Annotated in this window: 12 protein-coding genes; 9 read left to right on the top strand and 3 right to left on the bottom strand. The window is 72.4% G+C overall.

Translation table 11 applies throughout. From position 1 onward, the window contains the following. The 4 genes from sucB to SSOG_RS32800 all read left to right on the top strand — a co-directional run. Nucleotides 1-1085: 2-oxoglutarate dehydrogenase, E2 component, dihydrolipoamide succinyltransferase (sucB, locus tag SSOG_RS32815; protein WP_039939244.1), on the top strand; the 1085-nt coding region annotated here is incomplete at its 5' end. A 160-nt stretch (nt 1086-1245) separates the two neighbouring features. Further along, nucleotides 1246-1869 (top strand): GntR family transcriptional regulator, encoded by a 624-nt coding sequence (locus SSOG_RS32810; RefSeq protein ID WP_009718564.1) that lies wholly within the window; start codon nt 1246-1248, stop codon nt 1867-1869. A 93-nt stretch (nt 1870-1962) separates the two neighbouring features. Beyond that, complete coding sequence (aceE, locus tag SSOG_RS32805; RefSeq protein ID WP_009718563.1) at nt 1963-4638, top strand: pyruvate dehydrogenase (acetyl-transferring), homodimeric type; 2676 nt, start codon at nt 1963-1965, stop codon at nt 4636-4638. A 36-nt stretch (nt 4639-4674) separates the two neighbouring features. Beyond that, a complete protein-coding gene (locus tag SSOG_RS32800) occupies nt 4675-5664 on the top strand; it encodes a helix-turn-helix transcriptional regulator (protein ID WP_009718562.1) in 990 nt (329 codons plus the stop codon). Here SSOG_RS32800 and SSOG_RS32795 read toward each other — a convergent pair whose 3' ends face one another. Next, nucleotides 5665-6585, bottom strand: coding sequence for an SDR family oxidoreductase (locus SSOG_RS32795; RefSeq protein WP_009718561.1), 921 nt, complete (start codon nt 6583-6585; stop codon nt 5665-5667). A 152-nt stretch (nt 6586-6737) separates the two neighbouring features. On the opposite strand from SSOG_RS32795, the gene SSOG_RS32790 reads away from it, so the two are divergent. Next, nucleotides 6738-7256, top strand: a complete 519-nt coding sequence (locus tag SSOG_RS32790) for a DUF4240 domain-containing protein (protein ID WP_039942097.1) — start codon at nt 6738-6740, stop codon at nt 7254-7256. A gap of 12 nt (nt 7257-7268) precedes the next feature. Here the strand turns inward: SSOG_RS32790 and SSOG_RS32785 are convergent, their stop codons facing one another. Further along, a complete protein-coding gene (locus SSOG_RS32785; RefSeq protein WP_009718559.1) occupies nt 7269-7799 on the bottom strand; it encodes a GNAT family N-acetyltransferase in 531 nt (176 codons plus the stop codon). 68 nt (nt 7800-7867) lie between these two features. Here SSOG_RS32785 and SSOG_RS32780 point away from each other — a divergent pair, with 68 nt between their 5' ends. Both SSOG_RS32780 and SSOG_RS32775 read left to right on the top strand, forming a co-directional pair. Next, nucleotides 7868-8767 carry a TIGR01777 family oxidoreductase gene (locus SSOG_RS32780; RefSeq protein WP_009718558.1) on the top strand — a complete coding sequence of 300 codons (900 nt, stop codon included), beginning with the start codon at nt 7868-7870 and terminating at the stop codon, nt 8765-8767. Between the two features lie 175 nt (nt 8768-8942). Next, a complete protein-coding gene (locus tag SSOG_RS32775; protein WP_009718557.1) occupies nt 8943-10295 on the top strand; it encodes an NAD(P)/FAD-dependent oxidoreductase in 1353 nt (450 codons plus the stop codon). Between the two features lie 85 nt (nt 10296-10380). Here the strand turns inward: SSOG_RS32775 and SSOG_RS32770 are convergent, their stop codons facing one another. Then, nucleotides 10381-10560: a hypothetical protein gene (locus tag SSOG_RS32770; RefSeq protein ID WP_009718556.1), complete on the bottom strand. Its 180-nt coding sequence runs from the start codon at nt 10558-10560 to the stop codon at nt 10381-10383. Between the two features lie 214 nt (nt 10561-10774). Between SSOG_RS32770 and SSOG_RS32765 the strand changes: the two genes are divergently transcribed. Both SSOG_RS32765 and SSOG_RS32760 read left to right on the top strand, forming a co-directional pair. Then, nucleotides 10775-11542: a nucleotidyltransferase domain-containing protein gene (locus tag SSOG_RS32765; RefSeq protein WP_009718555.1), complete on the top strand. Its 768-nt coding sequence runs from the start codon at nt 10775-10777 to the stop codon at nt 11540-11542. Between the two features lie 48 nt (nt 11543-11590). Further along, the coding region (locus tag SSOG_RS32760; protein WP_009718554.1) for an ArsR/SmtB family transcription factor at nt 11591-12077 on the top strand (487 nt) is incomplete at its 3' end.

Below are 12077 nucleotides of genomic sequence, written 5' to 3'. Positions count from 1 at the left end.
CCGCCCCGGCCCCTGAGCCGGTCAAGGAGGAGGCCCCGGCGCCCGCCCCGGCTCCGGAGCCCACCCCCGCCCCGGCTCCGGCTCCGGCCGCTCCGGCGCCCGCCCCGGCCCCGGCCGCCAAGGCGCCGTCCATCCCGGCTCCGGCCTCCCCCGAGGCCGAGGGCGCGTACGTGACCCCGCTGGTGCGCAAGCTCGCCGCGGAGAACGGCGTGGACCTGGGCACCGTCAAGGGCACCGGCGTCGGCGGCCGCATCCGCAAGCAGGACGTCATCGCCGCCGCCGAGGCCGCCAAGGCCGCGGCCCAGACCCAGGCGCCGGCTCCGGCCGCCGCCGCGCCGAAGGCCGCCAAGCAGGAGGTCTCGCCGCTGCGCGGCCAGACCATCAAGATGCCGCGGATGCGCAAGGTCATCGGCGACAACATGATGAAGGCGCTGCACGGCCAGGCCCAGCTGACCAGCGTGGTCGAGGTGGACATCACCAAGGTCATGCGGCTGCGCGCCCAGGCCAAGGAGTCGTTCGCGCAGCGTGAGGGCGTCAAGCTCTCGCCGATGCCGTTCTTCGTGAAGGCCGCCGTCCAGGCGCTGAAGGCCCACCCGGCCGTCAACGCCCGGATCAACGACGACGACACGATCACGTACTTCGACGTGGAGAACATCGGCATCGCGGTGGACGCCGAGAAGGGCCTGATGACCCCGGTCATCAAGGGCGCCGGCGACCTCAACATCGCGGGTATCTCCAAGAAGACGGCGGAGCTGGCGGGCAAGGTCCGCTCCAGCAAGATCAGCCCGGACGACATGTCCGGCGCCACCTTCACGATCAGCAACACCGGCTCGCGCGGTGCGCTGTTCGACACGGTCATCGTGCCTCCGAACCAGGTCGCCATCCTGGGCATCGGCGCGACCGTCAAGCGTCCGGTGGTCATCAACCACCCGGACCTGGGCGAGACCATCGCGGTGCGCGACATGACGTACCTGGCGCTCTCCTACGACCACCGCCTGGTGGACGGTGCCGACGCGGCCCGCTACCTGACCGCGGTCAAGGAGATCCTGGAGGCCGGCGAGTTCGAGGTCGAGCTGGGTCTCTGATCGCCCTCCGGCAGACGGCCGCGCCCCGCACGGGCTTCCGTGCGGGGCGCGGCCCTTTTTTGAGTCCTCGCCGTTCGTGTCTTTTCGGCTCCGGACCGCGATGCTTCCGCTGCCTGGATAATGACTTCCGTTCACCGCTGGTTCCGAAGGAGCGCTCCCTATGATCCCGCCCGTCGTCCACTCGCTGCGCGAGCAGATCCGCGAGCACATCGTGGAGGGGATCGTCAGCGGGCGGTGGAAGCCGGGCGAGCGGATCGTGGAGCGGCGCATCGCGACGGAGCTGGAGGTCAGCCAGACGCCCGTACGGGAGGCGCTTCGGGAGCTGGAGACGCTGCGGCTGATCGAGTCGGCTCCGAACAAGGGCGTCCGGGTGCGGAATCTGACCGCGGCCGATCTGGAGGAGATCTATCCGGTGCGGGCCGGTCTGGAGCAGATCGCCGCCGAGCTGGCGGCGCCCCGGCTGGCCGAGGACACCTCGGCACTGGAGCCCGAGGTGCGGGCGCTGTACGAGGCGGACCGCAGGGCCGACGGCGAGGCCCAGGTGCGGCACACCGTGGCGTTCCACCGGGAGCTGGTGCGGGCGTCGGGCAACAGCGTGCTGCTGCACACCTGGGAGTCGCTGGGCATCGAGATCTGGACGACGCTGTCGATCCGCTGGCTGGGCACCGTTCAGCAGTCGTACGCCGAGGAGCACGAGGCCGTGGTGGACGCGTTCCGGCGCCGGGATCCGCGGGTGGGAGAGCTGGTCAAGGCCCATGTGCTCGGCTGTGCACCGCGTGCCTGATTTCGCGGCACGGAATGCCAATTTCGGCCTACGGACAAGTTTTTCCCTTCACCTACTTTGATCGATCATCGATCAGAACTTACAGTCGACCGCATGACCGATCTCGCAAGCACGCAGCCGAGTGCGCTCGACCAGTTCCCCGACCGGGACCCCGAGGAGACCGCCGAGTGGGGCGCCTCGCTCGCTGCCGTCACCCAGGCCGCCGGACCGCACCGCGCCTCGTACCTGATGCGCCGCACCCTGGAGCGCGCCGAGGACACCGGGCTGTCGCTGCCGCCGCTGCTGGAGTCGGACTACGTCAACACCATCCCGACCGCCGCGGAGCCCGCGTTCCCCGGTGACGAGGCCATGGAGCGCCGGATCACCGCCTGGAACCGGTGGAACGCGGCGGCGATGGTCACCCGCGGCAGCAAGGACGGGCTCGGCGGCCACATCGCCACCTTCGCCTCCGCCGCCTGGCTCTACGAGACGGGTTTCCAGCACTTCTTCCGCGGCAAGGAGGCCGACGGCAGCGGCGACCAGCTCTACATCCAGGGCCACGCCTCCCCCGGCATCTACGCCCGCGCCTTCCTCGACGGCCGGCTGACGGAAGCGCACCTGGACCACTTCCGCCGTGAGGCGGGCGGCGAGGGCCTGCCCTCGTATCCGCATCCGCGCCGGATGCCGTGGCTGTGGGAGTTCCCCACCGTCTCGATGGGCATCGGCCCGATCTCCGCGATCTACCAGGCCCGCTTCAACCGGTACCTGGCCGCCCGCGGCATCAAGGACACCGCGAACTCCCACGTATGGGCCTTCCTCGGCGACGGCGAGATGGACGAGCCGGAGTCGACCGCCGCCCTGGCGCTGGCCGGGCGCGAGGGCCTGGACAACCTCACGTTCGTCATCAACTGCAACCTCCAGCGCCTCGACGGCCCGGTGCGCGCCAACTTCAAGATCGTGCAGGAGCTGGAGGCCCAGTTCCGCGCCGCCGGGTGGAACGTCGTCAAGTCGCTGTGGGGCTCCGCCTGGGACGAGCTGTTCGCCCGGGACGCCTCCGGTGCGCTGGCGCGCCGCCTGCGCGAGGTCCCCGACGGCCAGTTCCAGACGTACGCGACCCGCGACGCCGCCTACATCCGCGAGAACTTCTTCGGCTCCGACCCGGCCCTCGCCGAGCTGGCGAAGTCGCTGTCCGACGCCAAGCTGGCCGAGTGTTTCCACACCTCCCGCGCGGGCCACGAGCCGCGCAAGGTGTACGCGGCCTACCGCGCGGCGATGGAGCACAAGGGCGCCCCGACGGTCGTCCTCGCGCAGACCGTCAAGGGGTACACGCTCGGCCCCACCTTCGAGTCGCGCAACGCGAACCACCAGATGAAGAAGCTGACCGGCAAGGAGTTCCGCGCCATGCGCGACCTCCTGGAGCTGCCCATCCCGGACAGCAAGCTGGACGACAGCCTCGTTCCGTACGCCCACCCCGGCGAGGACTCCCCCGAGGTCCGCTACCTCCAGGAGCGCCGTGCCGAGCTGGGCGGCCCCGCCCCGGCCCGCAAGGTCCACGCGGTGGCCCTGCCCGAGCCCTCGGCCAAACCGTTCGAGACCCTGGCCAAGGGCTCCGGCAGCCAGGAGATCGCCACGACCATGGCGTTCGTGCGCCTGGTCAAGGACCTGATGCGGGACAAGGAGACCGGCCACCGCTGGGTGCCGATCGTGCCCGACGAGGCCCGTACGTTCGGCATGGAGTCGCTCTTCCCGACCGCCGGGATCTACTCCCCGCTCGGCCAGACCTATGACCCGGTCGACCGCGATCAGCTCCTGTACTACAAGGAAGCCAAGAACGGTCAGATCCTCAACGAGGGGATCACCGAGGCCGGTTCGATGGCCGACTTCACCGCCGCCGCCACGTCGTACGCGACGCACGGCGAGCCGATGATCCCCTTCTACATCTTCTACTCGATGTTCGGCTGGCAGCGCACCGCCGACCAGATGTGGGCGTTCGCCGACCAGCTCGGCCGCGGCTTCCTGATCGGCGCCACCGCGGGCCGCACCACCATGACCGGTGAGGGCCTCCAGCACGCCGACGGCCACTCGCACCTGATCGCCTCCACCAACCCGGCGGCGCTCGCCTACGACCCGGCGTTCGCGTACGAGGTCGGCGTGATCGTGCGGGACGGGCTGCGGCGGATGTACGGCCCGCAGGCCGAGGACGTCTTCTACTACCTCACGGTCTACAACGAGACCAAGGTGCAGCCCCCGATGCCGCAGCACGAAGGCGTCGAGGAAGGCATCGTCAAGGGTCTCTACCGCTTCCAGGAGGCCGAGGCGCCCGCCGCCGACGCCCCCCGTATCCAGCTGATCGCCTCCGGCACCGCCATCCACTGGGTGCTGGAGGCCCAGAAACTGCTCGCCGACGACTGGGGTGTGGCCGCCGACGTGTGGTCCGCCACCTCCTGGAGCGAGCTGCGCCGCGATGCCCTGTCCTGTGACGCGGCGCAGCTCAACGGCGAAGACCGGGTCCCGTACGTCACCCATGCCCTGGCAGGCGCACCGGGCCCGGTCCTCGCGGTCAGCGACTGGATGCGGGCGGTACCGGACCAGATCAGCCAGTGGGTCGAGCAGGACTGGTACTCGCTGGGCACCGACGGCTTCGGCCTCTCCGACACCCGCGAGGCGGCCCGCCGCCACTTCGGCGTGGACGTCCACTCGATCGTGGTCACCGCGCTGGCCCGGCTCGCCAAGCAGGGCGCGGTCAAGAGCACGGCCCCCAAGGAGGCCGCCGAGCGCTACGGCATCTGAGCCCGCGGCACCGCCCCGTCACGGCATGATGGGGCGGTGCGTGCCGCGCGGCTGATCAAGATGGTCCTTCTGCTCCAGGCTCGGCCCTCGATGACGGGGGCCGAGCTGGCGCGTGAGCTGGAGGTTTCGGAGCGCACGGTGACGCGGGATGCCGCCGCGCTCTCCGAGGCCGGGGTCCCGGTGTACGCGGACCGCGGCCGGGCCGGTGGCTACCGGCTCATCGGCGGCTACCGCACCCGGCTGACCGGCCTCGGCCGCACCGAGGCCGAGGCGCTGTTCCTGTCCGGCGTGCCGTCCGCACTGCGCGAGATGGGGCTCGCCGACGCCGCCTCCGCCGCCCGGCTGAAGGTTTCCGCCGCGCTCCTCCCCGAGCTGCGCGACGCCTCCCACACGGTGGCGCAGCGCTTCCACCTCGACGCCCCGGGGTGGTGGCAGGAGCCGCAGACACCGACCCTGCTGCCGGACGTCGCCGACGCGGTGTGGGACGACCGGCGGCTCGCGGTCCGCTACCGCCGCCGGGACAGCGAGGTGGAGCGGGAGCTGGAGCCGTACGGGCTCGTCCTCAAGGCGGGCGTCTGGTACCTGGCGGCCCGCGCCGGTGCCTCCACAGGCTCCCAGGGCGACTTCCGCGTCTACCGGGTGGACCGTCTCGCCACGGTCGGGCCCGCGCCCGGCGAGGACCGGTTCCGGCGCGACGAGACGTTCGACCTGCCCGGCTTCTGGGAGGAGCGGGCGGCGCAGTTCGCGCGCTCGATCCTCCGCGAGGAGGTCACCCTGCGCCTCACCCCGGAGGGCGCCCGCGGACTGCCGTACGCCACGGACCGTACGGCGGCCGAGGAGGCCGTACGGTCCGCCGGGGAGCCGGACGGGCAGGGGCGGATCACCGTGACGCTGCCGGTGGAGTCCGCCGAGGTCGCGTACGCCCAGCTCCTCGCCCTCGGCCCGGAGGCGGAGGTGCTGGCGCCGCCGGAACTGCGGGAACGGTTCGCCGAGGCAGCTCGACGGATGGCGGACCTCTACCCGTAGCTACCGGTAGTCGGCGGCCGTGCCCTCCTTGCCGCCGAAGACGACGTCACGGAAGTACCCGAAGACGTCCGGCCGCGACCCGTCGAGGTCGGTGAAGCCGTAGACCTTGGCCAGGTCCCCGCTGAACACGGACTTCCCGTTCCAGCGCGCCCGGTCCGGGTCGGCGGCGAGCGCGGCGACCGCCCGCCCGACGAAGTGCGGCGTCTCGGCGATGGCGAAGTGCGGCTCCTTCTCCACCGCGTCCCGCCAGTTCTCCTCGGACACCCCGAAGTGGTCCAGCATCTGTTCGGAGCGCAGGAAGCCCGGGGAGACGCACACCGCCGTGCCGTCGAACTCCTTCAGCTCCTGGGCCAGCCCGAAGGCGGTGCGGATGGGGGCGTTCTTGGTGAGGTCGAAGAAGAGGTTCTCCCGGTAGGTCTTGTTGAACTCCTCGTTGCCGTCGGTCACCTCGACCACCAGGCCGCCCGGGTTCCGGATCAGCAGCGGCAGCGCGTAGTAGTGGGTGATCAGGTGGGTCTCGACGCCGAGCCGGAGCATCCGCAGACCCCCGTCCAGGTCGTTCTCCCAGGTCTTCTTGCCGAACACGATCAGGTGCTCGCCGCCCCAGACGTCGTTGACCAGGACATCCAGCCGTCCCTGCTCACGGTCGATGCGCTCGACGAGCACCCGTACCTGCTCCCGCTCCAGGTGATCGGTCGGCACGGCGATGCCCGTGCCGCCCGCCGCCGTGATCAGTTCCGCCGTCTCCTCGATGGTCTCCGTCGGCCGCCCGACCTCGCTGACCCGGTCCCGGGTGGTGCGACCCGTCGCGTAGACGGTGGCGCCCGCCGCGCCCAGCTCGACGGCCATCGCCCGGCCCGCGCCGCGCGTGGCGCCCGCGACGAGTGCGACCTTGCCTGCCAGTGCGCCCTGTGTGCTCACGTATGTGTGTCCTCTCCGTGGAGCCGTCCTCAGTGACGCGTTCGACGATCGCAAGGAAACCCGACACCTCCTGTCGCATATAACAAGAGGGCCGCATCTGGGTCGCTCCGCGTGCGGGGGTGGGCGCGAGGGCCGATGCTGGTCCCGTGATGATGGACGAGACGGAGTTCTGGGGGCTGGTCGACAGCGCTCGGGAGGCTGCCGAGGGCGACCCCGAGGACCAGTCCGACCTGCTCGTCGAGCAGCTGTCACAGCTCGACCCGGACTCCGTGCTGGACTTCGCCCGGCATTTCGAGGCCCGCGCCAACCGGGCGTACCGCTGGGATCTGTGGGGCGCCGCCTGGGTGCTGCTGGGCGGGGTCAGCGACGACGCCTTCGAGGCGTTCCGCTACTGGCTGATCGGCCAGGGCCGGGACGTGTTCGAGGGCGCGCTGCACGACCCGGACGCGCTGGCCGAGCTGCTGGAGGACTTCGACGACCAGGTGGACGGCGACTGCGAGGACCTGGGGTTCGCGGCCGACGAGGCGTACGAGCAGCTCACCGGCGCGGTGCTGCCGGACCTGGGCCTCCCCGAGCGGCCGGAGGAGCCGGTCGGCGCGACGGTCGACCTGGAGGACGACGCGGCGCTGGCGGCGCGGTATCCCCGGCTCTGGGAGCGCTTCCGCGACTGACCGGCCCCGGGATCACGGCGTGAGGGGGCGGCCCATCAGCACATCGTCCACGTACGCGCCGTCCAGCAGGAACTCCCCCCGCAGGACGCCCTCCACCACGAACCCCTCCGACTCGTAGAGCCGCCGCGCCGGGAGGTTGTGGCCGAGCACCCGCAGGGTGATCCGGCTCGCGCCCTGCCGCAGCGCCTCCTCGTACGCCGCGCGCAGCAGCGCCCGCGCCACCCCGTGGCCGCGCACCCGCGGGTCCACGGCGAGCCCCTGTATCTGGCGGACGTGCGCGTTGCTGGCCAGCTGCGTCGGCGGGACGAGCCGTACGAAGCCGACGGGGCTCCCGTCCAGCTCGGCCACCATGTTGTGGACGGGGCGGTTGCGGTGGGTGAAGAAGGCGTCGTACGGCGGCTCCGGGGCCGGCAGTACGGAGTGCAGCGTCGACCAGGTGCGGCGCTCCAGAGCGACCAGCGCCTGTTCGTCGTCGAGCACGGAGCGGCGGATCAGCGGCGCGGGCACCGCGGACGGCTGAGGCGGGGCAGAGGGCTCGGACATGCTGGTCACTCTGCCACGCGCTCCTCGACGTCCGACATCCCCCGGATGATCGGGGGCAGGATGGGGCCATGCGCATCGCGGTCACCGGTTCCACCGGGCTCATCGGGACGGCCCTCGTCCACTCCCTGCGCCAGGACGGCCACGAGGTCGTGCGGCTGGTCCGGCGAACTCCCCGCGAGGAGACGGAGGTCGAGTGGGATCCGCACCGGCAGTGGGTCGACACCGCCGGGCTGACGGGGTGTGAGGCCGTCGTCCACCTCGCGGGCGCGGGCATCGGCGAGCACCGCTGGACCGATGCGTACAAGAAGGAGCTGCGGGACAGCCGGGTGCTGGGCACGGCCGCCATCGCCGAGGCCGTGGCCTCCCTGGACACCCCGCCGCGGGTGCTGGTCAGTGGAAGCGCGGTGGGGTTCTACGGGGACACGGGGGAGCGCGCGGTCGATGAGAGCGCGCCCCCCGGGCACGGTTTCCTCCCGGACCTCTGCCAGGACTGGGAGGAGGCGACCGCCGCGGCACAGGAGGCGGAGGTGCGCACGGTGTTCATCCGCAGCGGTCTGGTGATCGCGCCCGAGGGCGGTGCGTGGGGGCGGCTCTTCCCACTGTTCAAGGCGGGCCTCGGGGGCCGGATGGGCAGCGGACGGCAGTACTGGAGCTTCATCGCCCTGCACGACCACATCGCCGCGCTGCGCCACATCCTCGACACGGCGGACCTCAGCGGCCCCGTCAACCTCACCAGCCCCTCCCCCGTGACCAACCGTGAGATCACCGAGGCCATGGGCCGGGTGCTGCGCCGCCCCACGCTCTTCCATGTGCCCGCCCCGGCGCTGCGGATCGCCCTGGGCGAGATGTCCACCGACATCCTCGGCAGCGTCCGGGCCCTCCCCCGCAGGCTCCTGGACTCCGGCTTCTCCTTCACCTACCCGCATGTCGAGGAGGCCCTGAAGGCGGCGGTGGGCGGACGGCGCTGACGGGGCGTCGACAGGTCTCGGGGGAACGGGACGTCACGAAACGGAACGGCCGAACCCGATCGGCGTGCGACCGTTGTGCGCCCATGCTCGGTGGAGGCGCGTCCGTCATCGCCCGTTTTTGCCCTCGCCGTCGTGACCGTTCCGATCCGCTCCATCCCGACCCCGGGGAGGGAACGTGCTCACCAGCGCGCACCGCACGGACGTCGTCATCGTGGGAGCCGGACTCGCGGGGCTGGCCGCCGCCCAGTTGCTGACCGGCGCGGGGATGGAGGTCACGGTCCTGGAGGCCGCGCCCAGGGTCGGCGGCCGCATGACCACCGATACCTTCGACGGCTTCCGGCTGGACCGCACCGGTCAGCTGGTGAACACCTCCTTCCCCGAGCTGCGGCACACCCCGGGACTCGACGCCCTCGCCCTGCGCCCCTTCTCCCAGGGGGTGCTGGTGCACGGCGACGGCCGTACGCAGCGGATCGGCACGCCTCGTGGCTCCCGGAGCGGCTCCCGGAGCGGTCTCCGGGGCACAAGGGGCGCACTCACCACCGCGCGCGCTCTCGCGAGCGCCGCCCGCGCGCCTCTGGGCGGCGGACTCGATCAGGCCCGACTCGGTGCCGCGCTCGGCAGGCTCGCCGCCCTGCCCGCGGACCGCCTCCTCGCCCGCCCCGACCGGCCGGTCCACGAGACCCTGGCGGGGCGGGGCCTTCCCGCTCGTACCGTCGAGAGCGTGCTGCGCCCGCTCCTCGTCTCGCTGCTGAGCGACCCGGGCCTGAACACGTCCAGCCGCTGCGCCGACCTGGTGCTGCGCGGCTACGCCCGCGGCCGGCTGTGCCTTCCGGCGGGCGGCGCCGCCACCGTCCCCGAACTGCTGGCCGCCACGCTGCCGCCGGGGACCGTGCGCACCGGCATACGGGCCACCTCGGCCGCCACCACCACCGTGACCACCGCCGGACACGGCGAGATCCGCTGCCGGGCGGTGCTGGTGGCCACCGGGGCGCACGACGCCGCCGAACTCCTCCCCGGACTGCGGCTGCCCGCCTTCCACCCGGTCACCGTGCTGCACCACACCGCCGACCAGCCGCCCCTGCGCGAACCCGCCCTGGTCCTGGCCGCGGGCGGCCAGGGCCCCGTCGCCCACACCACGGTCGCGAGCGAGGTCGACCCCTCGCGCGCGCCGGGCGGCCGGGTGCTGATCACCTCCACCGTGCTGGGCGCTGCCGCGGGCCTGCCGACCGCCGAACTCGACCGGCAGGCCAGGGCCCAGCTCGCCACGGTCTACGGGACCTCCACCGCCGACTGGGAGCTGCTGGCCGCCCACCACGACCCGCACGCCGTACCCGCCATGCCCGCACCGCACGACCTGCGGCGCCCGGTGCGGCTGCTGTCCGGGCTGTACGTATGCGGCGACCACCGCGACGCCAGCACCGTGCAGGGCGCCCTCGTCTCCGGCCGCCGCGCCGCCCGGGCGGTGCTCCAGGACTTCGGCGCCACCCCCGGCTCCGACACCCCGCCCATTCCTGCGGCGGCGGCCTGACACCGCCCGCATCGATGACGACGTCGGGGGCGTGGAGCAATTCCCGTGGGACGGGATTCCGACAGGGCCACGGCGTGCTTGCGCATCACTTCTTGAGCGCCTTTATCCCCTGCGTCACACCGAGCAGACAACCCGCCCCGGCCAGCAGAATTCCCACCACCGGCTGAAAATCCGCCGCCCATGCCAGGAAGATGTAATCCTTCCCCTTGGCGTTCATGACGACGGAGCCGATCCCCACCGAAATCATGCCGATTGCCAAGCCCATGCCCTCATCACCATTCCTCAGCTCCGCGGAGGGGACACGGGAACCGTATAGCCCCCAACTGAGGGCGCGACAGCGGGATATGGCAGGTGTACAGGTATTTCGTTCCCAGGTACCGGAGCGACATACATCCTTCGATGTAAGGCGGGCCCGAGTGACCGTCGCCCGATGAATAAATGACATTGACAGGGCGCCGCCAGCCTCTTTTCATACGCCCATGAAGAGCCGTCACCTCATGACCGACGACACCTTCCTCGGCCACGCCGCCGACCGGCTCGCCGCCCTGCCCGGCGTGCGCGCCGTCACCCTCGGCGGCTCGCGCGCCGAGCAGACCCACGCCCCGGACAGCGACTGGGACCTGGCCCTCTACTACCGCGGCGGCTTCGACCCGTCGGAGCTGCGCGCGGTCGGCTGGGAGGGCGAGGTCTCCGAGCTCGGCGCCTGGGGCGGGGGCGTCTTCAACGGGGGCGCCTGGCTCACCATCGACGGCCGCCACGTCGACGTCCACTACCGCGACCTCGACGTCGTCGACCACGAACTCGCCGAGGCCCGGCAGGGCCGCTTCCACTGGGAACCGCTCATGTTCCACCTCGCGGGCATCCCCAGCTATCTCGTCGTCGCCGAACTCGCCGTCAACCAGGTGCTCCGCGGCACCCTGCCCCGCCCCGGGTACCCGGAGGCGCTGCGCGCGGCGGCACCCCCGTTCTGGCGCGACCGGGCCGCCCTGACGCTCGCGTACGCCAAGGGCTCGTACGCCCGGCGCGGCCAGGTCACCGAGGTCGCGGGCGCGCTGGCCACCGCCGCCATGCAGACCGGCCACGCGGTGCTGGCGGCACGCGGCGAGTGGGTCACCAACGAGAAGCGGCTCCTGCGGCGGGCGGGCCTGGACCGCCTCGACACGATCACGGCCGGGCTGCGGCCCGAGCCGGAGGTTCTGGCGCGGGCGATCGCCGAGGCGGAGGAGGTGTTCGGCGCCGCTGTGTGAACGAACACTTCGCCGGGCGCCGAAGCGACCGCGGCCTACGCTGAACCCATGGCCGCCTCCCCCGCCTCCCCCGCCCGCGACGCGGACATCGCCCGCGCCGCCACCGCCCTCGCGGACGCCTCCCGCGCCCGGATCCTGCTGGCGCTGGCGGAGGGGCGGGCGCTGCCCGCGAGCGTGCTGGCCACGGAGGCGGGGGTGAGCGCCTCCACGGTGAGCGGGCATCTGGCGAAGCTGCTGGAGGCCGGTGTCGTACGCGTCGAACGGCAGGGGCGGCACCGCTACTACCGGCTCACCGGCCCCGCCGTCGGCGAGGCCATCGAGGCGCTGGCCAGGATCGCGCCGCCGCTGCCGGTCACGTCGCTACGGGCGTCCACCCACGCCAACGCCCTGCGCCGGGCCCGTACCTGCTACGACCATGTCGCGGGCGGCCTGGGCGTGGCGCTGATGGGCGCCCTGCTGGAACGCGGCGTGCTGACCGGCGGCGACGGACGCCACCACCCGGAGACGGCCGAACGCGACCGGCTGTCCGCCCCCG

Source organism: Streptomyces himastatinicus ATCC 53653 (assembly GCF_000158915.1).
GTDB lineage: Bacteria > Actinomycetota > Actinomycetes > Streptomycetales > Streptomycetaceae > Streptomyces > Streptomyces himastatinicus.
This window is presented reverse-complemented; position numbering and strand designations above follow the sequence as displayed.

What these genes read in the sequence shown, in the direction of transcription:
- SSOG_RS32790 (WP_039942097.1), top strand. Translation starts at nt 6,738, where the DNA reads ATGGACGAGACGGAGTTCTGGGGGCTGGTCGACAGCGCTCGGGAGGCT.
- SSOG_RS32785 (WP_009718559.1), bottom strand. Translation starts at nt 7,799, where the DNA reads ATGTCCGAGCCCTCTGCCCCGCCTCAGCCGTCCGCGGTGCCCGCGCCG.
- SSOG_RS32780 (WP_009718558.1), top strand. Translation starts at nt 7,868, where the DNA reads ATGCGCATCGCGGTCACCGGTTCCACCGGGCTCATCGGGACGGCCCTC.
- SSOG_RS32765 (WP_009718555.1), top strand. Translation starts at nt 10,775, where the DNA reads ATGAAGAGCCGTCACCTCATGACCGACGACACCTTCCTCGGCCACGCC.
- aceE (WP_009718563.1), top strand. Translation starts at nt 1,963, where the DNA reads ATGACCGATCTCGCAAGCACGCAGCCGAGTGCGCTCGACCAGTTCCCC.
- SSOG_RS32770 (WP_009718556.1), bottom strand. Translation starts at nt 10,560, where the DNA reads ATGGGCTTGGCAATCGGCATGATTTCGGTGGGGATCGGCTCCGTCGTC.
- SSOG_RS32810 (WP_009718564.1), top strand. Translation starts at nt 1,246, where the DNA reads ATGATCCCGCCCGTCGTCCACTCGCTGCGCGAGCAGATCCGCGAGCAC.